General features: G+C 63.9%; 19 protein-coding genes and 2 pseudogenes. 7 read left to right on the top strand and 14 right to left on the bottom strand.

What is annotated here, in order from left to right; all coding sequences use genetic code 11:
- Nucleotides 1-8 precede the first annotated feature (8 nt).
- The 3 genes from ccoN to I6F24_RS03195 form a co-directional block, all read right to left on the bottom strand.
- Complete coding sequence (gene ccoN / locus I6F24_RS03185) at nucleotides 9-1,658, bottom strand: cytochrome-c oxidase, cbb3-type subunit I (RefSeq protein WP_036025944.1); 1,650 nt, start codon at nucleotides 1,656-1,658, stop codon at nucleotides 9-11.
- Nucleotides 1,659-1,972: 314 nt separating this feature from the next.
- The gene (locus I6F24_RS03190) at nucleotides 1,973-2,398 is read right to left on the bottom strand and encodes a CBS domain-containing protein (RefSeq protein ID WP_036004405.1); all 426 of its coding nucleotides are present in this window, start codon (nucleotides 2,396-2,398) and stop codon (nucleotides 1,973-1,975) included.
- A gap of 40 nt (nucleotides 2,399-2,438) precedes the next feature.
- Complete coding sequence (locus I6F24_RS03195; protein ID WP_036004402.1) at nucleotides 2,439-3,272, bottom strand: universal stress protein; 834 nt, start codon at nucleotides 3,270-3,272, stop codon at nucleotides 2,439-2,441.
- A gap of 217 nt (nucleotides 3,273-3,489) precedes the next feature.
- On the opposite strand from I6F24_RS03195, the gene fixL reads away from it, so the two are divergent.
- The 4 genes from fixL to I6F24_RS03215 all read left to right on the top strand — a co-directional run bounded on the left by fixL (nucleotide 3,490) and on the right by I6F24_RS03215 (nucleotide 6,890).
- On the top strand, nucleotides 3,490-5,007 hold the full coding sequence (gene fixL, locus I6F24_RS03200) for a sensor protein FixL (protein WP_074447512.1): 1,518 nt from the start codon (nucleotides 3,490-3,492) through the stop codon (nucleotides 5,005-5,007).
- Between the two features lie 3 nt (nucleotides 5,008-5,010).
- Nucleotides 5,011-5,628, top strand: a complete 618-nt coding sequence (gene fixJ / locus I6F24_RS03205; protein WP_036025946.1) for a response regulator FixJ — start codon at nucleotides 5,011-5,013, stop codon at nucleotides 5,626-5,628.
- 43 nt (nucleotides 5,629-5,671) lie between these two features.
- Nucleotides 5,672-6,088 carry a response regulator gene (locus I6F24_RS03210; RefSeq protein ID WP_036025947.1) on the top strand — a complete coding sequence of 139 codons (417 nt, stop codon included), beginning with the start codon at nucleotides 5,672-5,674 and terminating at the stop codon, nucleotides 6,086-6,088.
- Between the two features lie 103 nt (nucleotides 6,089-6,191).
- Nucleotides 6,192-6,890, top strand: coding sequence for a helix-turn-helix domain-containing protein (locus tag I6F24_RS03215; protein ID WP_036025973.1), 699 nt, complete (start codon nucleotides 6,192-6,194; stop codon nucleotides 6,888-6,890).
- Between the two features lie 39 nt (nucleotides 6,891-6,929).
- Here the strand turns inward: I6F24_RS03215 and I6F24_RS03220 are convergent, their stop codons facing one another.
- The 4 genes from I6F24_RS03220 to I6F24_RS03235 are packed head-to-tail and all read right to left on the bottom strand — an operon-like array spanning nucleotide 6,930 to nucleotide 12,833.
- Complete coding sequence (locus I6F24_RS03220) at nucleotides 6,930-8,243, bottom strand: MFS transporter (RefSeq protein WP_036025948.1); 1,314 nt, start codon at nucleotides 8,241-8,243, stop codon at nucleotides 6,930-6,932.
- A 23-nt stretch (nucleotides 8,244-8,266) separates the two neighbouring features.
- Entirely contained in the window at nucleotides 8,267-8,788 is a 522-nt protein-coding gene (locus I6F24_RS03225; protein ID WP_036025949.1) for a PRC-barrel domain-containing protein, read from the bottom strand.
- 18 nt (nucleotides 8,789-8,806) lie between these two features.
- On the bottom strand, nucleotides 8,807-11,011 hold the full coding sequence (locus tag I6F24_RS03230; protein WP_036025951.1) for an amylo-alpha-1,6-glucosidase: 2,205 nt from the start codon (nucleotides 11,009-11,011) through the stop codon (nucleotides 8,807-8,809).
- A 58-nt stretch (nucleotides 11,012-11,069) separates the two neighbouring features.
- Nucleotides 11,070-12,833, bottom strand: coding sequence for an ABC transporter ATP-binding protein (locus I6F24_RS03235; protein ID WP_036004382.1), 1,764 nt, complete (start codon nucleotides 12,831-12,833; stop codon nucleotides 11,070-11,072).
- Between the two features lie 274 nt (nucleotides 12,834-13,107).
- Between I6F24_RS03235 and I6F24_RS03240 the strand changes: the two genes are divergently transcribed.
- Nucleotides 13,108-14,178 (top strand): glycosyltransferase family 4 protein, encoded by a 1,071-nt coding sequence (locus tag I6F24_RS03240; RefSeq protein WP_036004379.1) that lies wholly within the window; start codon nucleotides 13,108-13,110, stop codon nucleotides 14,176-14,178.
- A gap of 181 nt (nucleotides 14,179-14,359) precedes the next feature.
- Here the strand turns inward: I6F24_RS03240 and I6F24_RS37740 are convergent, their stop codons facing one another.
- The 3 genes and pseudogenes from I6F24_RS37740 to I6F24_RS03255 form a co-directional block, all read right to left on the bottom strand.
- Nucleotides 14,360-15,640, bottom strand: coding sequence for a TRAP transporter large permease subunit (locus I6F24_RS37740; RefSeq protein WP_036004463.1), 1,281 nt, complete (start codon nucleotides 15,638-15,640; stop codon nucleotides 14,360-14,362).
- A gap of 219 nt (nucleotides 15,641-15,859) precedes the next feature.
- Nucleotides 15,860-16,336: pseudogene (locus I6F24_RS37745) on the bottom strand (TRAP transporter small permease subunit); the annotation flags it as partial.
- A gap of 264 nt (nucleotides 16,337-16,600) precedes the next feature.
- Nucleotides 16,601-17,371 carry a methyltransferase domain-containing protein gene (locus I6F24_RS03255; protein WP_225149953.1) on the bottom strand — a complete coding sequence of 257 codons (771 nt, stop codon included), beginning with the start codon at nucleotides 17,369-17,371 and terminating at the stop codon, nucleotides 16,601-16,603.
- A gap of 182 nt (nucleotides 17,372-17,553) precedes the next feature.
- Here I6F24_RS03255 and I6F24_RS03260 point away from each other — a divergent pair.
- Nucleotides 17,554-17,706, top strand: a pseudogene (locus I6F24_RS03260) (SDR family NAD(P)-dependent oxidoreductase); the annotation flags it as partial.
- Between the two features lie 280 nt (nucleotides 17,707-17,986).
- Here the strand turns inward: I6F24_RS03260 and I6F24_RS03265 are convergent.
- The 4 genes from I6F24_RS03265 to I6F24_RS03280 all read right to left on the bottom strand — a co-directional run bounded on the left by I6F24_RS03265 (nucleotide 17,987) and on the right by I6F24_RS03280 (nucleotide 21,980).
- Nucleotides 17,987-18,604 carry a hypothetical protein gene (locus I6F24_RS03265; protein ID WP_225149954.1) on the bottom strand — a complete coding sequence of 206 codons (618 nt, stop codon included), beginning with the start codon at nucleotides 18,602-18,604 and terminating at the stop codon, nucleotides 17,987-17,989.
- A gap of 24 nt (nucleotides 18,605-18,628) precedes the next feature.
- Entirely contained in the window at nucleotides 18,629-19,258 is a 630-nt protein-coding gene (locus I6F24_RS03270) for a hypothetical protein (protein ID WP_225149955.1), read from the bottom strand.
- Complete coding sequence (locus I6F24_RS03275; protein ID WP_157783996.1) at nucleotides 19,255-20,298, bottom strand: TAXI family TRAP transporter solute-binding subunit; 1,044 nt, start codon at nucleotides 20,296-20,298, stop codon at nucleotides 19,255-19,257. Before I6F24_RS03275 ends, I6F24_RS03270 begins: the two co-directional genes overlap by 4 nt.
- Nucleotides 20,299-20,360: 62 nt before the next feature.
- Nucleotides 20,361-21,980, bottom strand: coding sequence for a hypothetical protein (locus I6F24_RS03280; protein ID WP_225156172.1), 1,620 nt, complete (start codon nucleotides 21,978-21,980; stop codon nucleotides 20,361-20,363).
- Nucleotides 21,981-23,054: 1,074 nt separating this feature from the next.
- Between I6F24_RS03280 and I6F24_RS03285 the strand changes: the two genes are divergently transcribed.
- Entirely contained in the window at nucleotides 23,055-23,714 is a 660-nt protein-coding gene (locus tag I6F24_RS03285; protein ID WP_109144573.1) for a hypothetical protein, read from the top strand.
- Nucleotides 23,715-24,147: the final 433 nt, after the last annotated feature.

The following is a 24,147-nucleotide window of genomic DNA, read 5'->3' on the forward strand; positions in this document are numbered from 1 at the left end:
TGAGCTCCTCATTCCGCCGGCTGAAGAGCGACGGGCATCTGGACTTCCTGTTCGCCGACGCGAACCGTCATCCAGAGATTGTAGGCCATGATCAGCGAGCCGATCAGGAACAGGCCGCCGCCTGCGGCACGGATGATGTAGAAGGGATGCATCGCCTCGACGGTCTCGATGAAGGAATATTCGAGGAAGCCGAGCGAGGTGTAGGCGCGCCACATCAGGCCCTGGAGGATGCCGGACACCCACATCGCCGAGATGTAGAGGACGATGCCAAGGGTGGCGACCCAGAAGTGCCAGTTGACGAGCTTGAGGCTGTAGAGGCCCTTGCGATTCCAGGCCCACGGCACCAGGCAGTACAGCGCGCCGAAGGAGACGAAGCCGACCCAGCCGAGCGCGCCGGAATGCACGTGGCCGATGGTCCAGTCGGTGTAGTGGCTGAGCGAGTTGACCACCTTGATCGACATCATCGGGCCTTCGAAGGTCGACATGCCGTAGAAGGCGACGGAGACCACGAGCATGCGCAGCACGGGATCGGTGCGCAGCTTGTCCCAGGCACCCGACAGCGTCATCAGGCCGTTGATCATGCCGCCCCAGGAGGGCATCCACAGCATGATCGAGAAGGTCATGCCGAGCGTCTGCGTCCAGTCCGGCAGCGCCGTGTAGTGCAGATGGTGGGGACCTGCCCAGATGTAGAGGAAGATCAGCGCCCAGAAGTGGATGATCGAGAGCCGGTAGGAATAGATCGGCCGCTCGGCACGCTTCGGGATGAAGTAGTACATGATGGCGAGGAAGCCGGCGGTCAGGAAGAAGCCGACCGCGTTGTGGCCGTACCACCACTGGAACATGGCGTCCTGGATGCCGCCCCAGGCGACGTAGGACTTCGAACCGAACACCGAAACGGGCAGCGCCGGGTTGTTGCCGAGATGCAGCACCGCGATCGTCACGATGAAGGCGAGATAGAACCAGTTCGCAACGAAGATGTGCGGCTCCTTGCGCTTGAAGATGGTGGCAAGGAAGACGAGCAGATAGACGACCCAGACGATCGTCAGCCACAGATCGGCGTACCATTCCGGCTCGGCATATTCCTTCGACTGGGTGACGCCGAGCAGATAGCCGGTGCCGGCGATCAGGATGAAGAAGTTGTAGCCGAGCACGACGAACCACGGCGCGAGGTCACCGGCAAGGCGCGCGCGGCAGGACTTCTGCACGACATAGAACGAGGTTGCGATCAAGACGTTGCCGCCGAAGGCGAAGATCACGGCGGAGGTGTGCAGCGGACGCAGGCGGCCGAAGCTGATCCAGGGCAGATCGAAGTTCAGCGCGGGCCAGGCCAGCTGCGAGGCGATGATGAGGCCGACGAGGAATCCGGCAATGCCCCAGAACATCGCCATGAAGGCCGAGAACTTGATCGGCCCCATGCTGTAGTTCGGGCGGCCGTTGATCTCCTGGGCCGGCAGCGCCGCCGGCCGCTCGAAGTAGCGGTTGACGATGAAGAACACCGCAGCGAGGCTCGCCGCCGCGCTGAGCGCAGCGTGGAACGCGAAGGGCGCATCGAGCGCCTTGGCCGAGGCGATCACGCAGAGGAAAGCGGTGACTGCGAATACGACAGCCAAGCCGCTTTCACCGAAGGTCATGGATTTTGAGATGGAGGGCTGGCTCATGCGGATTCTCTCTGAAAGAACACGCTGCCAGAAACCACATCCACCCTCGCGGCGAATTGATTGAAATCAAGATAGATGGATTTCTGTTAATGTGAGCCGATGCAGTGCCAGTTGAAATGCCCTCTCCCCTTGTGGGAGAGGGCAGCGAGAAAGGTGCGGCAAACTCACTTGGGTGAGGGGTTGGTTCCGCACGAAAAGTTTTTTCGTTGAAGCGGACCCCTCATTCGGCGCTTCGCGCCACCTTCTCCCGCAAGGGGAAGAAAGATAGATAACCTCCGTGAAATCACGGAGGTTGGAACAGAAGGATCCAGACGTCACTCCCGCGCCGTCGCCTTGAGCGCCGCAATGACGTCCTCGCGCGCGATGATGCCGGCGAGCTTCTGCGCGCCGTCGAGCACGATGATGCTCCTGATGCGGTGCTCGACCATGATCTGGAGCACGCGCGTCAGCCGCGTGTCGGGGCTGACATAGATGAACTCGGGCGTCATGACGTCGCCGATCTTGCGGCTCATCAGGTCGTCGTAGCGCGGCAACATCTGGCTCGGCGTAAAGGCGAAGCACTTCAGGATGTCGAACTTGGTCACGATGCCGACCACCTGCCCGTCGTCTTCGACCGGATAGGAATTGAAATCGTCGGTCTCGAACATCTCGCTGAGCTGGAACAAATCGAGGCCGCGCTGCACCGTCTTGACGTTGCGCGTCATGTAGCCGTCGACGGTCTGTTCAAGAAATTGGTACACGGCGCGTCCTCCTCGATTCCTCCAACTGGCCAGCCGATGGTCAGTGCGACAGCAGCACGCTGCGGACGGTTTGCGTCACCAGATATTGGGTGACGCCTCCGAGGATCAGTTCGCGAAATCTCGAATGACCATAGGCGCCCGCGACGATCAGGCCCGCGCCGGTGTCGCCGGCGACTTTCTCCAACCGCGCAGCAGGGGTTTCGTTTCCTGCGGCCTCGAGAACCCGCGCAGTCGCGGTGATGCCGTGGCGGCCGAGCCAGGCGGCAACGTCGCTGACACCGGCCATCACGGCCGAACGTTCGTCGCCCCGCTCCGGGATTTCCACGATGGTGACGTCCTTCGCCTTGTGCAGCATCGGCAGCGCGCCCGCCACCGCCCGCCGCGCTTCCGGCGTGTCCTTCCACGCCACCAGCACGCTGCGCAGGTCGAGCCAGTTGGCCCGGTCGGGAACGACGAGCAGCGGGCGGCCGGTCTGCATCACCAGGTCCTTGGGACTCGCCAGCGAGAAAGCATCGGAGAAGGCCGGGCTCTGCCCGCCGCTGACGACGATGTCGGCGCAACGCGCCTGCGCCGTGACGAAGCGGGCCGGATAATCCATCGCGCTGCGCCACTCCGCATGCCCACCGCGATTCTTCACGGCGGCGCGGAATTGCGCTTCGAGCCCGGCCAGCCGCCGCTTGATCGAAGCTTCGCCCTCGTCGATCAGCGCTTGCGCCTCTGCGCCGTCGGTGAAATAGAGCGGCGGGACGAACTGCGCCGCAGCGACCCCGACGATGGCCGCCTCGAATCGTTCGGCGAGCTCGCCTGCGACCTGAAGACGCGCTTCGTTGGGCTGATCGAGCGCCAGGCTGACCATGACGGTGGCGTATGTCATCGGGGATCTCCAGCATTACAGAATTTTTTGAATCCTAGACCTGCTGCCGCGCAACAGGCTGAGCTAGATCAAATCGAGGTCTCTGGCTGCCCACTCTCCCGGAATGGGGAGTCCGGCAGTGGATTCAACGTCCACGCTTGCCTCCGGCCGAGCCTTGGGCGACATTGCCGAAGCGGTAACGGCATCCTGCCGGTCCGCCGAGAATAGGAGCAGAACCTTGGCGCCGACCCGCGGGAACCATCCGGCAGACGATGGTCGGGGCGAGCATTTCCGAGTCCGCATCGAGGGATTCGGGGTCGGCACCTGGGACCTCGACCTGCAGACTCGCGAGCTCGACTGGTCGGACACGGCCAGGCGACTGTTCGGCCTGCAGCCGGACCGGGCCGTCAGCTACGATCTCTTTCTTTCCCTGTTGGAGCCGGGCGATCGGGACCACCTCCTGAAGGCGATCGGGCGCACATCGGAAGGTGGCGGGGGCCTCGACTTGTCCTTCAAGGTCAGCGGCGCGTCCGGAAACGGCCAATGGATCCGGGCCAGGGCCGGCGTGATCCGGGACGATGCGGGCATGCCGCGTCATCTCAGCGGGATATTCCTGGACATCAACGAGGAGAAGCAGCTCGAAGAGGCCCTGCGGTCCCAGGAGAATCATCTTCGCTCGATTCTCGAAACGGTGCCCGATGCCATGATCGTCATCGATTCACGCGGCATCATGCAGCTCTTCAGCAGCGCGGCGGAGCGGCTGTTCGGCTACAGCAAGCAGGAAGCGATCGGCCGGAACGTGAGCATTCTCATGCCGGAGCCCGATCAGTCGCGTCACGACAGCTATCTCACGCGCTATCTCAGGACCAATGATCCGCACATCATCGGCATCGGCCGGATCGTGACGGGCAAACGCCGCGACGGCACGACCTTCCCGATGCACCTGTCCGTCGGGAAGACGCAACGCGCGGGCGAGCCCCATTTCACCGGCTTCGTCCGCGACCTCACCGAGCACCAGCAGACCCAGGCGCGGCTCCAGGAGCTGCAATCCGAGCTCGTGCACGTGTCGCGGCTGACCGCGATGGGCGAGATGGCTTCCGCGCTCGCCCACGAGCTCAACCAGCCGCTGGCGGCGATCAGCAATTACATGAAGGGATCGCGGCGCCTCCTCGCCGGCAGCACCGATCCCAACATGCCGAAGGTCGAAAGCGCGCTGGACCGCGCGGCGGAACAGGCATTGCGCGCCGGCCAGATCATCCGCCGCCTGCGCGACTTCGTCTCCCGCGGCGAATCCGAGAAGCGGGTCGAGAGCCTGTCCAAGCTTATCGAGGAAGCCGGCGCGCTCGGGCTCGCCGGCGCGCGCGAGCAGAACGTGCAGCTCCGCTTCAGCCTCGATCCCGACGCCGACCTCGTTCTCGCCGACCGGGTGCAGATTCAGCAGGTGCTGGTCAACCTGTTTCGCAACGCGCTCGAGGCGATGGCGCAGTCGCAGCGGCGCGAGCTCGTTGTCGCCAACACCCGTGTCGCCGACGGCATGATCGAGGTGGAGGTCTCCGACACCGGCATCGGCTTCCGGGAAGACATCATTCCAAACCTGTTCCAGACCTTCTTCACCACCAAGGACACCGGCATGGGCGTGGGACTCTCCATCAGCCGCTCGATCATCGAGGCCCATGGCGGCCGCATGTGGGCCGAGAGCAACGCAGCGGGCGGAGCGACGTTCCGCTTCACCCTGCCGGCAACCGACGAGAGCTGATCCATGACGACCAAGGGAAATGTTTACGTCATCGACGACGACGCGGCGATGCGGGACTCGCTGAACTTCCTGCTGGATTCCGCCGGCTTCGCCGTCACTTTGTTCGACGACGCGCTCGCCTTTCTCGAAGCCCTGCCCGGCCTCGGTTTCGGCTGCATCGTCTCCGACGTGCGCATGCCCGGCCTCGACGGCATCGAGCTCTTGAAGCGGATGAAGGCGCAGCAAAGCCCGTTTCCGATCGTGATCATGACCGGTCACGGCGACGTGCCGCTGGCGGTCGAGGCGATGAAGCTCGGGGCGGTCGACTTCCTGGAAAAACCATTCGATGACGACCGTCTCACTGCCATGATCGAGTCGGCGCTCCGCCAGGCCGAGCCCGCCGCCAGGAACGAAGCCGTCGCGCAGGACATCGCTGCCCGCGTCGCATCCTTGAGCCCGCGGGAGCGCCAGGTCATGGAGGGGCTGGTCGCGGGCCTCTCCAATAAGCTGATCGCCCGCGAATACGACATCAGCCCGCGGACCATCGAAGTCTACCGGGCCAACGTCATGACCAAGATGCAGGCGAGCAGCCTTTCGGAACTGGTTCGCCTCGCGATGCGCGCCGGCATGCTCAACGATTGAGGCAGGTCAAGGCGGCTTCACGGGGCCATGCTAGCCAGACAGCATGGTTGATGTCAGCCCACATGGTGCGCGGCCATCGTCCTCCCCACAACCCACCGTCTTTGTGGTCGATGATGATGCCGCAGTCCTCGGATCCCTGCGTTTTCTGTTGGAAACCGACGGCTTCGCCGTGCGGACCTTCAGGAGCGGCACGGCGCTGCTCAATCTTGGCGCCGCCCCCGGGCCGGACTGCTACGTCATCGACTACAAGATGCCCGACATCAACGGCATCGATTTGACCGGCCGGCTTCGCAAATCCCACCGCGACGCGCCCGTGATCCTGATCACCGGCTATCCCGACGAGAACATCTCGGCCCGGGCCGCGATGGCGGGCATCAAGGACGTGGTTTTGAAGCCGCTTCTGGATGAAAACCTCGTCAAGTGCATCCGCCACGCGATCAAGGACCGCCCCCGCGCCTGACCTACGGGATTCTACGTAAGGCACCCCCCTTAAGATATCTCGCTAAATTTTCGAGGCACCCGATACCACGTAGGAAAGCGTCATCACAACGGAGATGGCGCAGATGCTGACCCAGACGCTCAACACCCCGGCGATCAACACCCAAATCGGTGGCAAGATTGCCCCTGCCCACCCTGTTACCGACCAGTTCGGCGCGATCGTGGGCCATGTCGGTCTGGTCGCCACCGAGTTCTCCTACGGCAAGGACGAGGAGATCTATGGCGAGGAGGAGGCGGCCGAATATGTCTATCAGGTCGTCACCGGCGCAGTACGCAGCTACAAGCTTCTCTCCGACGGCCGCCGCCAGATCGGCGCCTTCCATCTTCCCGGCGACGTCTTCGGCCTCGAATCCGGTCCCGCTCACCGCCTCGCCGCTGAAGCCATCATCGACACCAGCGTTCGCCTCGTGAAGCGCGCCAGCCTGGAAAAGGCCGCCGGCACCGACGTGCAGGTCGCCCGCAAGCTCTGGGCCATGACCGCCGGCGAGCTGCGCCACGCTGAGGACCACATGCTGCTGCTGGGCCGCAAGACTGCGATGGAGCGCGTCGCGACCTTCCTGCTCGAAATGGACCGCCGCCTCGCCGTCGCCGGCATGATGGCGCTGCCGATGTGCCGCCGCGACATCGGCGACTATCTCGGCCTCACGCTGGAGACCGTGTCGCGCGCGCTGTCGCAGCTTCACGCTCAGGGCATCCTCGGTTTCTCCGGTGCCCGCCAGATCGTGCTGCGCAACCGCCAGCGCCTGCACAATCTCGACGCCTGATGCTTCTTCCTCCCCCCACTTTGGCCGGCTGAATTCGTTTCAGTCGGCCACTTCTTTGGTGGCGGTCAGACCCGTGCGCCGCGTCTCCGGCATCACAAAGAAGATCAGCAGGAGCCCCGCTGCGGCAACGCCGGACAGCCCGATGAATGCGGTGGCATTGCCGAACTTGTCGCTGACATAGCCGCCAAGCACCGTGCTCAGCGACGCGCCGACGCCCGTTGCGGTGCCGACGATCCCCTGCGCCAGGTTGAAATGCCCGCTGCCGAACGCGACGTCGGCGACGATCAGCGGGATCATCACCGCGAAGACCGCCGCGGTGATGCCGTCGAACACCTGCACCAGCACCAACAGATACGGATCGCGCACGGTCGCAAACAACAGGCCGCGAATCGCCAGAGCACCGAATCCGATCAGCAGCAGCGGGCGCCGGCCCCACGCTTGCGCCTTGCGCCCCACCGTCGGCGACAGCAGCGCCACGATCGCTTGCGGAACGACGATGCAAAAGGCGACGAGCACGGTCGCCCATTGGCTCGATCGCGCCGTCACCGCGCTCGCCATCAGCGGCATCATCGCGGCGTTCGCGAGCTGCAGCAGCAGCACGCTGAGCGCGAACACGATGAGCGGGCGCTGCCGGATCAGGTGCCAGATATTGGGATCGCCGCGGTCGGCGGCTTCAGGCGGCAGCTCGCCGTGACAGCGCCTGATGTCGACCTCGTTCTCGCGGATGCGCGACAGAGCGATCAGGGTTGGAATCACGAGCAGGAAGGTGACCAGGAAGACCGAGCGGCTCGATAACAGGTAGCCCGCGGTGCCCATCACCGCCGCCGCGACGCCGTTGCCGAGCGAGGCGAAGCGCGCGTTGCGCCCGAGCCGCTCGCCGATCGCGAGCGGACCGACGAGGCCGAGGCTGATCGCGGCGATCGCCGGCCCGAGCACGCAGCTCGCCATCGCATGCAGCGTGGCGGCGGTCACCACGACGGCGAAGATCGGCATCGCCGCATAGGCCAGCGCGCAGGCGCCGATGGTCGCGATCGCGAGGGCAGCGACGAGGCGCTCCGATTTCGCGGCATCGATGATCGCGCCGCCCGGCATCTGGCCGATCAGGGCGACGATGCCGCCGATCGACAGCACGAACCCGATCTCGACCTGGGTCCATTTCTGCGTCGTCAGATAGACCGCGATGAAGGGACCGAATCCGGTCTGCACGTCGGCGAGGAAGAAGATGAACCAGTCGAGGCCGCGCAGGCTCTGGCGCGACGGCGCCGGAATGCCCGCAGCCGCCGGCTCCGCGACGTTGTCCTGCTCGACGACGCCGCCGCGATCTGCATGATTCGGCTTCCTCGACAACAGCACGGGCGGTCAGCCCTCCCTGCACCTCACTGAATCGCTTGCAGCGGCTGAAGGCTGCCGGACGCGCCGAGCACGACGATCGGCGTGTCCTCCTTGTATTCCGGTGCGGCCGCGACCTGCGCCTTGGTCAATTCCAGCGTGATGCTGTCCTTCTTGTTGGCGATCTTGCCGAAGCGCAGCGCGTTCCAGTCGACGACGATCTTGCGGCTGCCGACGCCGAGGAAGCCGCCGAAATCGATCGCCGCAGCGCGGACATGGCCGGTGCGATCGACGATGACGTCGACGATGCGACCCATGTCCTCGCCGGCGGCGCTGCGAACGTCGCGGCCGAGAACGCCGTGGGCCTCGCTCGCGCCGATGATGGTCACCGATGGCGGCGGCGCGGCGTCCTTGGGCGTGACGGGCACCGTGGAAGCCGGCGGTTGCACATTTGCCGGTGCCTTTGCCTCGCTCGGGGATGCAGGCGGCTCCTCGGCCGCGCGCGATTCGGCGACCGTCAAGCCCGCGACGATCGCCACGCCCAAGACCAACCTTCCGATCGCACGCATGACCTCCTCCTCGCGCCTCTAGCGCGCCAGCACGATCGAGACCTGGATCTGACCGCGCGTGCGCAACACTTCCAGCGCCACGTCGTCGCCGTGACGGCTGACGCGAAGATCGACGCTGGATTCGCCAAGGCGCAGATCGCGCAGGATCACCTCGTTGAGGAACGCCGGCAGATGCGGGTTGCGCAGGCGAATCTCGCCGCGCGCGACGTCGAACTCGAGGCCGAGCGCCGCCTCCAGCAACGTGAACGGCGTCGCGCTGGCCCAGGCCTGCGGCGCGCAGGCGACCGGGTACAGCGTCGGCCCGCGCCGCTTCTCGCGCCGGAAGCCGCAGAACAATTCGGGCAGCCGGCGCAAATCCATGTAGGTCGCGGCGTCGAACAGCCCCTTGAAGACATGCGCCACCGAATGCTTGAGGCCGTAGCGCGCCAGCCCCAGCGCGATCAGCGCGTTGTCGTGCGGCCAGATCGATCCGTCATGGTAGGACATCGGGTTGTAGCGCACCTCGCCTTGCGCGACGGTGCGGATGCCCCAGCCCGAGAAGAAATGCGGCCGCATCAGATCGGCGGCGATGAGACGCGCGCGGTCCTCGCGGACCATGCCGCTGAACAGGATCTGCCCGGCATTCGAGGTCCTGACCTTGCAGGGCCGCTTCTTGCCGTCGAGCGCGAGCGCATAGGTGCCGAGCTCCTCGCACCAGAACGCCTGCTCGAAGCGCTCGGCGAGCGCCCTGGCTTCGGCCTCGAGCTTGCGCACGCGGTCCGGCTTGCCGAGCCGCAGCGCGCAACGCGCCGCGAGCTGCTTGGCGGCAAAGACGTAGCCCTGGACCTCCGCGAGCGCGATATTGCCCTCGGCAAGCCGGCCGTCGGCATGGAAGATCGCGTCATAGGAATCTTTCCAGCCCTGGTTCGCCAGCCCTTTCTCGGTCGCGCGCTGGTACTCGACGAAGCCGTCCTGATCGGGATCGCCCGGACCGTCGATCCAGGCGAGCCCCGCCTCGATCGCGGGCCACAGCTCGATCAACGTGGCCTCGTCGCCGGTGCGCTCGAAATAGCTGCCTGCGAGCAGCACGAACAGCGCGGTCGAATCGACGCTGCCGTAGTAATGCGCGAACGGGACTTCCCCGAGCGCCGCCATCTCGCCGCCGCGCATCTCGTGCAGGATCTTGCCGGGCGCGGCGTCCGCGAGCGGATCGACCGCCGCGGCCTGGAAATGCGCGAGCCGGCGCAGGACGCCCTTGGCAATGCGCGGATCGACCCAGAGCATCTGCAGCGCGGTGATGAGGCCGTCGCGCCCGAACGTCGTCGAGTACCAGGGAATGCCGGCATAGGGATAGCGTCCCTGCGGCGTCTCGGTCATCAGCATGTTGAGGTCGGCCATGGCCTGACACAGCACCTCGTTGAAGATGTTGTTGGAGGTCTCGATGCTGGCCGCGCCCATGGTCGACTGCCGCATCTCGCGGCGGTGCGCCAGCAGACCCGGGAAGAACCGCACCGGCTTCTCCGTCAGCGGCCGGTTGCAGGACACGGCCACGAACAGCGATTTGGCCTGGTGCGGCTCAAGGTCGAGTTCCCAGGTCGCAGCGTTGACCGAGAGCCGCGTCGGACGCGGATCGAAATGCAGGCCGGTGGTCCGCTCGGCGTCGTCAAGGCCGCGATACTCGAACAGGACGTCGGTCGGCCCGAGCAGCCGGCCGGTTCCGACGCCGCGGCGCGGCCGCCGCTCGCCGCGAACCTCGAACAGATCGGCGAAGTCGTTGCCGAACAGCAGCGTCAGCTCGAAGCTGGTGCGCCGGTCGCCATGGTTCTGCACGCCGATGCGCTGGTAGGCGGTGCCGCGCCACAGGAAGATGGTGCGCACGACGTGCAACAGGTCCTTTTGCAGAACGAGGTTGCCCTGCCGGTAGATGTCCGGATTGGTGAGATCGACGGTCAACGCCGAATTGTCGTCGCGCAGATTCGAGCCGAGCAGCAGCGGCTGGAGATCGTCGAGCACGAGCTCCAGCCGCGCAAGATAGCGCGTGTCGTGATGGAACAGTCCGTCCGGCCCGCCAGCGGACGCGCCGATGTCGCCGTGGCTGTCGAGCACGATGAAGGTGTCGTCGTGCTTGAGCGAACGCCGCGGCCGGGCCGAGGGCCCGGTCATCGGAATGTAGAAGGGCTGTTCCGCGACCTGTTCCGGGGTCCGCGTCACGGAGACGAACTGGGTTACGGCTTCTGCCGACATGAGCTGCTCCCCTGCGCTTGATTCGAAACGCGACCGACTCGAGAACGCGACTGTTGGTTTACGCGGCGGCTTGCGCGAGCCGGCTCATTTCCTGCGTGACCAGCTCACGATACGGCCCGTGACCCTGCATCAGGCGCTCGGGCGAGCCGTCCTCGATGATCTTACCATTCCTCAACACCACGACACGATCGAAATTGCGCAGCGTCGCAAGGCGATGAGCGATCGCGATCACGGTGCGGCCGCGCATCAGGCGGGACAGCGCCTCGCGGATCGCCTCCTCGGATTCGCTGTCGAGCGCGGCGGTCGCCTCGTCCAGCAGCAGGATCGGCGCGTCCTTCAGGAAGGCGCGCGCGATCGCGATGCGCTGGCGCTGGCCGCCCGACATCTTGACGCCGCGGTCGCCGACCATGGTGTCGAGGCCCTCGGGCAGGCTCTCGACGAAGTCGCAGCGCGCTGCGATCGCCGCGCGCAGCACCTCGTCGTCGGTCGCGTTCGGCCGGCCATAGCGGATGTTCTCGCGAATCGAGCGATGAAACAAGGAAATGTCCTGCGGCACGACGGAAATCGCCTCGCGCAGGCTCAGCTGCGTCACCTTCGAGATGTCCTGGCCGTCAATGGTGATATTGCCCTCGTCGACGTCGTAGAAGCGCTGCAGCAGCGTGAACAGCGTCGACTTGCCGCCGCCGGACTGGCCGACCAGTCCGACGCGCTGGCCGGGCTGGAGGCGCAGGCTGAAGCGCTCGAAGATCTTGTCGCTGCCGGGATAGCCGAAGGTGACGTTGTTGTACGCGATGGCCGCGCCGCTTTTGACCAGGGGCTCGGCCTCGGGATGATCGCGGAGCTCGTGCGGCACCAGCAGCGTGGCGATCGCCTCTGTCAGACGCGCGACGTGCTGGGTGACGTCGACCAGCGCCACCGCGAGATCGCGCGTCGCGCTCAGGATCGAGATGCCGAGCGTACAGACCAGCACGACGTCACCGGTCGTCGCTTGGCCCTTCTGCCAGAGCGAGATCGCCCAGGCCATCAGCGCAATGGTCAGAAGCACGGTGATGACGGCATGCAACAGCCGCAGCTTCTCCAGATAACGCAGGCTGCGGCTGCGCGCGGTCAGCTCCTGGTTCACGGTCGCGTCGAACCGCTCATGCTCGTGGCTGATGCCGCAGAAGGCGCGCACCAGGGGCATGTTGCTGATGACGTCGATCATCTCGCCGTCGACCAATGCGGCCTTGTCGGCGAAATCGTCATGCAGCGGCTTGCCGGCCGCGGCCAGACGAAACATCGCAACCACCATGCCGCCCGCGATCGCGATCAGGCCGAGCGCCATGTAGGGACTGACGGTTCCAATCAGGATGATTGCCGCAATTGTGGCAATGCACGGCGGCAACACATTCCAGACGAACATGTTCTCGACGGTGAACACCGCGTTCGAGGTCGCGGTGATGCGGCTCGTCAGCATGCCGGGCATCCGGTCCGAGAAGTAGCTCGGGGCGTGCCCGGTCAGATGACGAAATATGTCACGCCGTAAATCGCCCGTGACCCGGACGAAGGTGAAGCTCGCCGTCCAGCTTGCGATCCGCCACAGAAAGTTGTCGGCGGCAATCAGTGACATGAGCAGAATGAATGCCAGCCATACGCCACCGCCATACGAGGGACCGGCCGACAAGGCGTCAACCAGAGCTTTGACGCCATACTGGGTGCCTACGGAGCAGGCAACGGCCCCCACGACCGCGGTCAGGATCACCAAATGCGACGCGAGACGACGCCGGAGATAGCGCAGGACAAAGGCAAATGGCCTACGCGCGTACCCAGAAAGCTGATCCATATGGCTGTCGCCCCGTTATGCTGATTCTTCGTTTCGTTACTGGTCGAGTGAACATCGACCGCTTCGCCTCGGTTCCCGGGCAATCCCATCACGACATGCGGATGCGGACGATGTGCGAAGATGTAGTGGCAGCATCGCGACGCTCCGCCGACGTGTCGAATATGTAACGTTCGGGGGAAGGAACTTCGCAGGTGCGGGAACGTTCCCTCGTCTGGCATTGCCGGTGCCGTTAAGGCGGGGGTTTCAACTTCATGATCGCAGAGGAGATGGTGAGATGCGCATCGCGCAGGTAGCTCCGTTGACGGAGGCTGTTCCACCCAAGCTGTATGGCGGCACCGAGCGGGTGGTGCATTGGTTGACGGAAGAGCTGGTGGCCCTGGGCCATGACGTGACGCTTTTCGCCAGCGGCGACTCGCGGACATCGGCCAAGCTCGATGCATTATGGCCGCGGGCGCTTCGGCTCGACGGTTCCGTGCGCGATCCCAACGCGCTGCACATGGTGCTACTGGAGCGGGTGCGGCAAAAATGTGACGACGAGGAGTTCGATTTCCTCCACTTCCATCTCGACTATTATCCCTGGTCGTTGTTCCACCGCCAGCCGACCCCGTTCGTGACGACGCTGCACGGCCGGCTCGATCTTCCCGAGCATCAGCCGGTCTTCAACACCTTCACCAAGATGCCGGTCATCTCGATCTCCAATGCGCAGCGGCGGCCGGTGCCGCAGGCGAACTGGGTGACGACGATCCACCACGGCCTGCCGGAGAAGCTGCTGACGCCGAAGCCGGCGAAACAGGAATACCTCGCCGTGCTCGGCCGCATCGCGCCCGAGAAGGGCGTCGATCGCGCCATCAAGATCGCGACCCATTGCGGGATTCCGCTCAAGATCGCGGCCAAGGTCGACCGTGCCGACCAGGATTATTACGACGAGCTGATCCGGCCGATGATCGAGAACAATCCGTTGGTCGATTTCATCGGCGAGATCAGCGATCACGAGAAATCGGATTTCCTCAGCGGCGCGCTCGGCCTCTTGCTGCCGATCGACTGGCCGGAGCCGTTCGGCCTCGTCATGATCGAGGCCATGGCGTGCGGAACGCCGGTCGTCGCCTTCAACCGCGGCTCGGTGCCGGAGATCATCGACGAGGGCCTCACCGGCTTCATCGTCGAGGACGTCATCAGCGCCGCGGGCGTGGTGAACCGGCTTCCGCAACTCGACCGCGCCGCGATCCGCAAGCAGTTCGAAACGCGCTTCACCGCGCGGCGCATGGCCCTGGACTACCTCGCCGCCTATCGCAGCCTGACCGAGGCGCAGGCACCGCGGATCAAGCTGGTGAGCAGCGCAGAGTAGACTTTCTACATCGCTGCCAGTCTCTTCCCTTCTCCCCTTGTGGGAGAAGGTGGCGCGAAGCGCCGGATGAGGGGTATGTCTCCGCTCGCAGAACTGTTCGTGAGGAGAGAGACCCCTCACCCGGCGTCGCTTGGCGAAGCCACACTCTCCCACAAGGGGAGAGGGTACACCTGTCGCACCGCTACATCCCCAATAGCCGCGGCAGCCACAGCGACAGGCCCGGCCAATAGGTCACCACCACGAGGAAGCCCAGCATCGTCAGCAGCCACGGCCACACTGCGACCGTGAGCTCGGTGATCCCCATCTTGGCGATGCCCGAGGCGACGTAGAGATTGAGGCCGACCGGCGGATGGCACAGGCCGACCTCCATGTTGACCGTCATCAGGATGCCGAAATGGATCGGGTCGATGCCGAGCTTGACCGCGACCGGAAACAGGATCGGGGCCATGATCAGGATGATCGAGGACGGCTCCATCACATTGCCTGCGAGCAGCAGCAGGATGTTGACGAGCAGCAGGAAACCGATCCAGCCCAGGCCCTGGTCGATCATCCATTGCGCCAGCGCCTGCGGCACGTTCTCGTAGGTCATCAGGAACGAGAACAGCACGGCATTGGTGATGATGTAGAGCAGCATCGCCGAAAGGTTGGCCGACGACAGCAGCACGCGCGGCACGTCGCGCAGCTTCAGGTCCTTGTAGATGAACACCGCGACGATGAAGGCGTAGACCGCGCTGACGGCGGCAGCTTCAGTCGGCGTGAACAGGCCACTGTAGATGCCGCCGATCACGATCACGATCAGGAGGATGCCCCAGATCGACTTGCGGAACGCATCGAGACGCTCCATGAAGGTCGCCTTCGGCATCCGCGGATAGTCGTTGCGCCAGGCGCGATAGAACGTCGTCATGCCGAGCAGCGTGGCGAGCGCAAGCCCCGGCACGATGCCGGCGATGAAGAGCTTGCCTACCGAGCTGTTGGTGGAGACGGCGTAGAGCACCATCGGGATCGATGGCGGAATCAGAATGCCGAGCGAGCCCGACGTCGTGATCACGCCGGCGCCGAACCGCTTCGGAAAGCCTTGCGCGACCATCGCGGGCAGGATCACTGAGCCGATCGCCACCACGGTCGCCGGCGAGGAGCCGGAGATCGCGGCGAACAGCGCGCAGGCGACCACGCCCGACAGCGCGAGCCCGCCATACCAATGGCCGACCAGCGAGGTTGCGAAGGTGATCATCCGCCGCGCCACACCGCCATGGGTCAGGAAGTTGCCGGCGAGGATAAAGAACGGGATCGCCATGATCTCGAAATTCTCGATGCCGGTGAACAGCTTCAGCGCCACCGATTCGGTTCGCACGTCGGTCAGCGTGAACATGAAGCTGAGCACGGTCAGACCCAGCGCAATCGAGATCGGCATGCCGGTCAGCATCAGCGAGATCAGCAGCGCGAACACGATGAAGACGCGCAGGCCCTGCGGCAAGGTGATGACATGGGCCGCATGCGCGAAGCACAGCGCGACGATCAGGACCGGCAGCAGCATCAGGATCCAGCCGAGCGGGCTGCGCTCGTCCCGGACCACCTGGGTGGGCGTGACCGGCGCAGGATGCACCGGATCCGCCTCGACGCCCTCGACGCCCGCCATATCGTGATGCGGCAGCTCGCCGGTGCGGTAGAACGACCAGGCGACCTGCAGGAAGCGGAAGCACATCAGGCCGGAGCCGATCGGAATGGTGAGATACACCACCCACATCGGCGCCTCGAGGTCGTTGGACTGTTGGCCGCTGTGCCACATGTGGCTGACGAAGGCGGCTCCGAAATAGCCCACGATGGCGGTGAACAGCGCACCGCACAGCAGGCCGAAGGTGATGATGCGACGGCGCGAGCCGCCGGGCAGGATGTTGACCAGCACGTCGACGCCGACATGGATGCCGGTCCGCACGCCATAGGCGGCGCCGAACTTCGCCATCCAGATGAACATGTAGATGCAGAGCTCCTGCGCCCATGACAAATCGAGCGCGGCAAGCCAGGCGAACGTCGCGCGCGCGGGCACGGCGAGGACGGTGAGGTTGCGGGCTTCCGCCCATTTGGCGAGGTCGATCGACAGCCCGGCGCCGTAACGGTGCACCACCGCGACGAAGATGAGCGACGTCGCAGCCGCGATCATCGTCGCGATCAGCCATTCCTCGAGATGATCGAGAAAACGATTCAGCACACGCAGCAACTTGGTCCCCCCCGGATTGGATCATTCAAGCGCAACGGCCGGGAGCGCAATTGCCCCCGACCGTTGGTATTGTTGTTATTGGGCCGCAGCCGTCGGTAACAACGAGAGCTAAGCGCTGCCAAGCTAACGTGATGACCGCCGGATGCGCAAGCCGGCATCCGCGCGTGTCCAAGGCAACGCGTGCTATGCCGCGTTGCGGCAGCGCCATCAGCCTTTCCGTTGCGCGACCATGAAGAGGCGCCGGAACGGGAACAGCGTCTGCCCCGCCGCATTCTTCGGATAGGCCTTTGCGACGCGCATCCCGTAGGCAGCTTCGAACGCGGCCTTCTCCTCGCCTTGGAGCACGTCGAGATAGCGCGTCAGCCAGGTGCCCTTGGTCCATTCCTTCACGGGATTGTCGCCTTCGAGCACCTGCAGATATTCGGTCTCCCAGATGTCGATGTTGGCCGACATCGGCGCGAGCAGATCGTGATAGAAGGCCGGCCCTTCCACCGGCGGCCGGGTGACGAGATGCTCCACCTTGGAGCGCCATGGGCCGTCGAGCGCAGTCTCGCCGATCAGCACATGCGAAGGCGCGAGGAAATTGCGCGGCATCTGCACCGCGAGCATGCCCCCGAGCGTCACCTTCTCCATCAGCGAGGGAAACAGTGCCGCATGATTGGGCAACCAATGCAGTGCGGCATTGGAATAGATCAAGTCGTACTGCCCAGCGGGACTCCAATGGCCGAGATCCTCATGCGACCATTCCACGTCAGGGGCGGCCTTGCGTCCTGCGGCGACCATCTCCGCCGAGCCCTCGACCCCGATCACGCGTGCCTCCGGCCAGCGCTCCCTGATCAATTTGGTGACGTTGCCGGCGCCGGCGCCGAGATCGGCGATCGCACGCGGGGCAAAATCCGGAATCCGCATCAACAGATCAACGGCCGGCCGGAGCCGATGGCCGGAGAACTTCAGATATTGCTGCGGATCCCAGACCATCCTTCGACGCCTTTTGTTTTTCGTATTTCCTTCGCCAAGGCTTTTGTCCTTAAACAAGGCTCTTGTCCTTCGGCAAGCCTCTTGGTTACCACTGCTCGTCCCGGTCGGGCAATTCGCAAGCCCGCGGGACAGAGCGGCAAACGAACAACAAAAAGCAGGCAGGACCAAGGGAGCGTGCGACCATGGACCTCGGGCTCAAATCGAAAACCGCTGTCATCACCGGCGCGAGCATCGGCATCGGCCGCGCCATCGCCAGGGGCCTCGCCGCCGAAGGCGTGCGCGTCATCGGCGTGGCGCGCCGTACCGATCTCCTCGCCGAGCTGGTGAAGGAGATTGCTACAAAGCAAGTGCACTCCCTCTCCCGCTTGTGAGAGAGGGCTGGGGAATGTTTCCGCAATGGGATAGCCCCGAGAGGAGAAAGCCCTGACCCGCGCCGGAGCCTGTCGTCGGGCGCGCCGTGGGCGCGAGCCGGTGGCGTGACCTCTCCCGCATCCGCCTTCGCCAAGGCTTCGGCTGACAAGAGCGGGAGAGGTTGCACCGAGCCCGTGGCAATCGATTCAACCTAAAGCCATTCCGCTCTAACTGCGCATCCGACAGCCTCATTGTCGCCGGACCTCACGGTTTGACGTAGCTCCAGCCCTGTTCCTGCAGCTCCATGACGCGGACGACACCCGATTTGACCACCGTCGCCTGCGGAATCAGATTGATGTCCTTGTTCTCCGCCTTCCGCATATTTTCCTGGGTGTTGCCGCAGGCTTTGAAGGAGATTTCGGGATTGCTCATCGCGAGCACCTCGATGCGTGGCTTTACCGGCGAGGTATCATCGCGCAGCATATGAAGACCGGGACCAAAGGTGACAATCTCGATTGAGACTGGTTCACCGAGATCGCGGTAATATTGCGCGACATTGGTGGCATTGTTGAGCGTGAGGTTCATCATCGCAGGTTCGTTGGAATTGACCTGCAATATCAGCTGGTGCGGCTTTTTGACGATCTCGGGTTTTGTCGCCTGAGCCATCGCCGCCCGTGTCGCAGCGGTTTGCTTGCTCGTGTGAGTCTGCACCGGCTTGCTCACGTGCATCCGTCTAGTCGGTTGCTTCGGATCGCGTGCCTGATTCTTCTCGCTCATCTGCGGGATCAACTGGTTGTCCTGTTGCGCCTGCGCGCTTGGTTCGACCAGAAGCACCATCGCCAGGCCGCCGATGATTGCTATCGTCAACTTCGGATTGATCATCTCGTGTCTCCCGTTCCTTGACCATCACCTTCCCGGTCTGGCGACGCTATGTGGCCATTTGCATGCAGCCGCCATTCTCTTGCGCACGTTCTCGAATCCGCTGAGCAGGAACTGTCCGTCTTGCACCTGACCAGTGCGGGCGAAAAGGCGCACGACGATGTGACCCTCGTCGGGTAGCGCGTTCAGCAACTTTACGACGTCGCCCCCGAAAGCGACGCCGGAGCCGAATGACGGCGACGTCGCCGCGAGTTGCATCGGCGTGTCCGCATTCAGCCGAAAGGAGATGACGTATTCGTTGGCGCTCCGTGACAGCGCCGGTCCGGCGACCGTGACTTCCGTTCGGCCTTTGCGGCAGTGGATTGCGAGTTGCATCGTCGCTCCATCCGAGCCGCCAACCGAAAAGGTGGTGGCGGTGACGACGGGTGAATAGTCGACCGGCGAGGTGGTCTCGCTGATCAGCCAGCCGCCCTCTGACGCCCGCCGCCCGGGCGGCGGAATCTTACGTGACAGTTCTTGCAGGCATTCCAACCGGCCCCGCCCTTCCATCGCCGAACAAGCCCGAAGTGATTCGACGGCATCGCCCGTGTCTTGCGCGTAAGCGATTCCGCAGGCTACGTTCAAGGCGACGGCGAACGGAGGAACGGCACTCTTCATGGCCTCGCCTGTACGCTGCGTGCCTTGCGATCCAGCCATTCCTGCGCAGCCGGGAAGCGGGTGAGCCCGGGGACGGACGCCGCGAGATTGATGGACTGCCATTTCGGATCGAAGCCTGGTGCCTGCAGGCGGTCAATCCGCGAGAACAGGTACTCGACGAGGCGCGCTACGCGTTGATAGCGGTTTGAGCGTGGCGGCCAGTTGAATGCAACGAGAGCCGTCGGCACGGCAAGAGTCGCAACCCGCTCACCCTGTTTTATCAGATTGGGATACTCGTTGGCGTTCAAGGTCGCCGGCAGATAATAGTCCTCGAACTTCCTGTCGTAATGGACCGGCAGGAACTTGAATCCAGCTTCCCAGCGGCCTCGCACGAAGGCGTCCACGGGCTTCGACGTGATGAACACGACGGCCGACATCTCCCCCTTGCGCATCTGTTCCAGGGCAAGCTGATGCGGAATGAACGTCTTGTCGACGTCGATGCCGAGGCGGCTGAAGATCAGCGGACCGGAATAGGCGGCTGCGGTGCCCTGAGTATTGAAGTTCACCTTCTTGCCGGCAAGGTCCTGCAGGCTCGTGATCTCCGGCCGCACGAAGATGTGCAACTCGGACGGAAACAGATTGAGCAGATAAGTGATGCGGCTTTGGATCTGCGGAACCTGAAGCTTGTACTCCTCGAGCGCGTCGGAATTGATGATCGCGGTATCGACACCACGCAGATAGAGCAGCGCATTCAGATTGTCGGTGGCGCCCCGGGTGACGATCGGCAGGAGATGCAGCTCTGCTCCGTCGTCGACGACACGGGCCATTTCTGCCGCGAGGCGGATCGGCGCGCCCTCGAGCAGGCCGCCGGCGAGCCCGACGGTCCAGGCGTTCATCCGGCCCTTTTCGCTCTCCTGAGGGAGCGGCCGTCGGAGCATTTGTGCATCGGCCTTGGCGGATCTTGCGGTTTGTGCTTCCAGGCAAGTCGTTTGAAGCAGCACGGCAATCGGCACCAGCGCGGCGAGCACGAGCGACGAGAGCGACCTTGGCAGCTTGTTCATGTCGTTCCTTTCCGGATTGCCCACCGTCACCACTCTTCCCGGCATGAATGCAAAGCCCACTCTCAGTGATGCAATGCATCCAGTCGTTCCTTGGCTCCGCGAATGCCGCTCCTGTGTGCCTTCGCGTAGAGCTCGCGCGCCTTGGCCGCCTCGCCGCGCGTTCCATAGGCACCCCAAGCCGACAGAACCGCCGGATCATATGTCTCCGCGAGCATGAAGGTCGCCTGCGCACTGTTCTTCTCAGCCGCAAGCTCGAGCACAATCCGCGCTGCACCGATATTGCCCTGATCGAGCAACGCTCTGGCACGCGGGATCAATCGGGCCTCCACCTCGTCCTGGCCTGGATTCGTCGGCGGCTCCGTTGCGGTCACGTTCTGCGCCGTCGACAAGGTCGGGCCGCCGTTTCTTTGCGCCGCCGGGGCGTGCTGATCGATAAGGCGCGATACCGAGGCGATCTCGCTCTCCCTGGCTTCAGTCCTGCTCCGCTCCCGCTCCAGCGACTGTCGCAGTTCGGCGATCTCCCGGTTCGCTGCCTGTCTCTGCTGCGAGGCTGCATCGTTCGCCTCGCGCAGATGCCCGTTCAGCGATTCGATGACGCCGCGCGTTTGCGCAAGCTTGCTCTCCAGCGCGGCAGCATGAGCCTGGGCCTCTTCGAGGGCACGGCGTTGTTGCTCGGCGTTCGCCGTTGCCGACCGCGCGGCGTCCTCTTGTTGCGCGAGGGCTGCGTTCCTTTCGCGCTCCTGCTGCAAGGACTGCCGCAATTCCGCGATCTCCCCGCCCACCGCCTCGCTTTGCTCCGCCGTCGCACCGTCGGCCGTAGCCGATCCGCCAGTCATGCCGGCAAGCTCGCTCGCGAGGGCGGCGGCGCGTGACTGCGCTTCGTAGCGTTCTTGCTCAGCGCTTGCCGCTATCGCCTGCGCGGCGCTCACTCGCTTCGCCAGGACGGTGCTCTTTTCCCGCTCCTGCTGCAGGGACTGCCGCAGTTCAGCGATCTCCCACGCCGCCGCATCCCTCTGCTGTGCGGACATCTCGTCCGCCTCGCGCGCCTGCGCGATACGAGCCTCTACTTCGCGGCGGGTTCCGGCAAGTTCGTCCGCGAAGGCGGCGCTGCGGGCTCGCTCACTTTGAAGAGACTGCCGCAGCTCCTCCGCGGCAGTTTCCGCTGCATGCGTGCGCTGGACCGCCTCTTCGAGCTCCCTGCGCGCGCCGGCCAGTTCACCGGAGAGCGCGTCACTGCGCCCGTCGGCGTCGAGCCGTGGTGGCGGGCCCGCCGTGCTTGCGGAGACCGCCTGAATCGGGGCCTTGGACATTTCGCTCTGAAGGAGTGCTGGCGATCCGGTCGCGAAGTCAGGCCGCTGGTCGAGGCCGGCGGCGCTTCCGCCGTCGATTCGAGTTGTTTCGGCAGTCGGTTGTGCGTTGAACGGGTCGAAAGCACCGAGCAGGGTCACCCCAGCGAAGATAAGGGCGACCAGAACGACAGCTGCAATGAGCGAACTACCCGTCTCCTCCGGATCGATATCCTCGGTCTCACCCCACCAATGGGTCCGTGAAGAGCGGAGCGCTGAGCCGTCCTTTGCGCCCCATCTGCCCGTCTCGGGCGACCCGTGACCGAGCTCCTCCGCCGCATCTTCTATTCGGGTGCTTTCTCGGTCCCTGGGTGCAGTATCGATTGATTGGCGCATGCATCACGCCTCTCTCAAGAGCAACTCCAATGGAGCGATCGCCCAGCCTGTTCGCATGGTTTCGGCACCCGATCAGAACACGCGTAGATAATGTGTTGCGGCGCGGCGACACGCCCAAATTAAATATAGCAATTAACTCAAATACATATAATTTTGACCATATTCAAAAGTCAAATTAAATATGCTCGTCGGATGCCGTTAAACACCTCATACATCGCATGGAATATAGGGCTGGCGCCCCGAATCTGCGTATCTGACCATGTTCTCGTCGCGTCTAGGCATGGAGGAATGACCATGCGCATTGCATTGCCGTATTTGGGAATTGGCGTCTGTTTGTCTGTTGCCAGCTGGTTGGTGCTCGGGCTTGTGCTCTAGCAGCGGTTTTCCGTAAGAACTCGGAATCGAACTGGGGTGGTCGCGCAAAATCACCGATCCAACGGCGCTTTGATCTTTGGCATGTTCCGATCGCGGTCGGCGACGTCCCTGCCGCGCGTGTCAATCAAATTTCATGAACCTTTGCTATGGTCATCAACACTCATAGGTTTAAGTCCATTCTGTTTCTTGGCCCAGCTGTTCATTTCCTGACAGTCATAGTTTAGGGCGCGTCATGAGTACTCGTGGTCAGTGCGACCATATTGCGATTCTGCGTCAACGTGTTTTGTCGCTCAGCTCTCAACTGACGGAGCTTCAGAACCTTCGTACCCGCCTGGAAAAGGCTGAGGAACGACGAATGCGCAAACGTTCAAAAGTCACTGGTACCTTGGCGATGCGGCGCCGATCTTGGCAGTAGGCGAGTCGACAGCCCAAGCCCGCGTCGGGAGCGCCTCAAATTTTGGGGCCGTAACTCCCAGATGCGGGCCTTCACTTGGGCCCATGCCCGATACACACTCAGGCGTGTCCTTCGGTTGTTCTCGTGCCACCACAGCTGGCTTGAAATCGCCGAAAACGGCCTGGCTTGACCGCATGGGTGCGTGCGCTCGTGGTGTTTTTCGCCTCGCGGGCGCAGTACAATCATGGGCACGGTGATCCCCGTGGATCGGGACTGCGGCGGTATCAGTTCGAGGAAGTCATGCGATGCGTTCGGCATTGAAGAGCGTGAGTGTTGCGATCGGTCTCTTGATGCTCCTCGCCGCAGTTCACTTGACCTCCGCCGCGTTCGGCGAGGACAAGCAGAGCGCCGGCAGTCGAGATGAGACTGCCGCCTTCGATCCCATCCCGTTTGGAGGCAGAACGGATTTCCAGGTCTCAGCCCTCGCCGAGGTCCCACGGCAGGTGGCGCGCGCAGCACAACGCGAAAACTGCGACGTCGAAAAGGGCATGAAAGAGATTCCGCTTCGCTTCTTGGTCGAGAGAGAGCGCCGTTTCGTCCTCGTATATTGTCAGTGGATCGTGGGAAGTCATCTCGTCTTCGACCTTAAGGACGCGCGCCATCCGAAGCTCGTCGCGTTTCCATTCTTCGCACAGAACACCGGGTTCGGCACCACGCCGCGGCCGGGCCTCATCACCTGGCGAAAGGAGGCCGGCGTGTTCGAGGCCCTAACCGGAACAGACATGTGTCCGAGTTCTCGCCTTCGTCACGTCTACCGCCTGGGAACGACCGAAGGCTATACCAGTGGCACCAGCAGCTTCGTGCTCGTCCGCGTGGATGTCACGGCGCGCGGCTGTGGGGGTAACCAGCCGTGGTCGACGGTGTGGCAAGCACCGAACTGGCCGGAGTCGATGATCGTGCGGTGAGGACGAACGTGAGGGATGGCCAGGGTTATCGCACATGACTTGGCCGGTGCACACGCCTCGTCCTTCGAGACGGCGCTTACGCGCCTCCTCAGGATGAGGCTAATCGGCGTCAGTGTCTTCCGAGACTGCAGCCACACACTCCCTGCTCAGGAGCCCGCCTAAGCGGGCGTCGCGAAGGATGACCACAGGAAAAGGCTATCGGCCCTTCGGTGGATGGCGGGTTGCGGTATCAGGTCCAGGAGCGCAGGCTCTCGTCCCAAGGATTGCTGCGCCGCGGAATAGTCGGGGTTACGGCAACGTTGATTTGCGTCAAGCGAGTGGTCGAGTCGTTGCGAGATCGTCGCGCGCTATCGGCGAGCCGACACGTGACTGCAGATATCCGTGTTGATCGTCTGTTGACCGGCGATCGCTTCGCATGGCGACCGGCCTTTGG

This window comes from Bradyrhizobium sp. BRP23 (assembly GCF_020194135.1).
Classification (GTDB): Bacteria; Pseudomonadota; Alphaproteobacteria; order Rhizobiales; family Xanthobacteraceae; genus Bradyrhizobium; species Bradyrhizobium yuanmingense.

What these genes read in the sequence shown, in the direction of transcription:
- I6F24_RS03235 (WP_036004382.1), bottom strand. Translation starts at nt 12,833, where the DNA reads ATGGATCAGCTTTCTGGGTACGCGCGTAGGCCATTTGCCTTTGTCCTG.
- I6F24_RS03215 (WP_036025973.1), top strand. Translation starts at nt 6,192, where the DNA reads ATGCTGACCCAGACGCTCAACACCCCGGCGATCAACACCCAAATCGGT.
- I6F24_RS03230 (WP_036025951.1), bottom strand. Translation starts at nt 11,011, where the DNA reads ATGTCGGCAGAAGCCGTAACCCAGTTCGTCTCCGTGACGCGGACCCCG.
- I6F24_RS03195 (WP_036004402.1), bottom strand. Translation starts at nt 3,272, where the DNA reads ATGACATACGCCACCGTCATGGTCAGCCTGGCGCTCGATCAGCCCAAC.
- I6F24_RS03285 (WP_109144573.1), top strand. Translation starts at nt 23,055, where the DNA reads ATGCGTTCGGCATTGAAGAGCGTGAGTGTTGCGATCGGTCTCTTGATG.
- I6F24_RS03270 (WP_225149955.1), bottom strand. Translation starts at nt 19,258, where the DNA reads ATGAAGAGTGCCGTTCCTCCGTTCGCCGTCGCCTTGAACGTAGCCTGC.
- I6F24_RS03280 (WP_225156172.1), bottom strand. Translation starts at nt 21,980, where the DNA reads ATGCGCCAATCAATCGATACTGCACCCAGGGACCGAGAAAGCACCCGA.
- ccoN (WP_036025944.1), bottom strand. Translation starts at nt 1,658, where the DNA reads ATGAGCCAGCCCTCCATCTCAAAATCCATGACCTTCGGTGAAAGCGGC.
- I6F24_RS03240 (WP_036004379.1), top strand. Translation starts at nt 13,108, where the DNA reads ATGCGCATCGCGCAGGTAGCTCCGTTGACGGAGGCTGTTCCACCCAAG.
- I6F24_RS03210 (WP_036025947.1), top strand. Translation starts at nt 5,672, where the DNA reads ATGGTTGATGTCAGCCCACATGGTGCGCGGCCATCGTCCTCCCCACAA.
- fixJ (WP_036025946.1), top strand. Translation starts at nt 5,011, where the DNA reads ATGACGACCAAGGGAAATGTTTACGTCATCGACGACGACGCGGCGATG.
- I6F24_RS03255 (WP_225149953.1), bottom strand. Translation starts at nt 17,371, where the DNA reads ATGGTCTGGGATCCGCAGCAATATCTGAAGTTCTCCGGCCATCGGCTC.
- I6F24_RS03275 (WP_157783996.1), bottom strand. Translation starts at nt 20,298, where the DNA reads ATGAACAAGCTGCCAAGGTCGCTCTCGTCGCTCGTGCTCGCCGCGCTG.
- I6F24_RS03265 (WP_225149954.1), bottom strand. Translation starts at nt 18,604, where the DNA reads ATGATCAATCCGAAGTTGACGATAGCAATCATCGGCGGCCTGGCGATG.
- I6F24_RS03225 (WP_036025949.1), bottom strand. Translation starts at nt 8,788, where the DNA reads ATGCGTGCGATCGGAAGGTTGGTCTTGGGCGTGGCGATCGTCGCGGGC.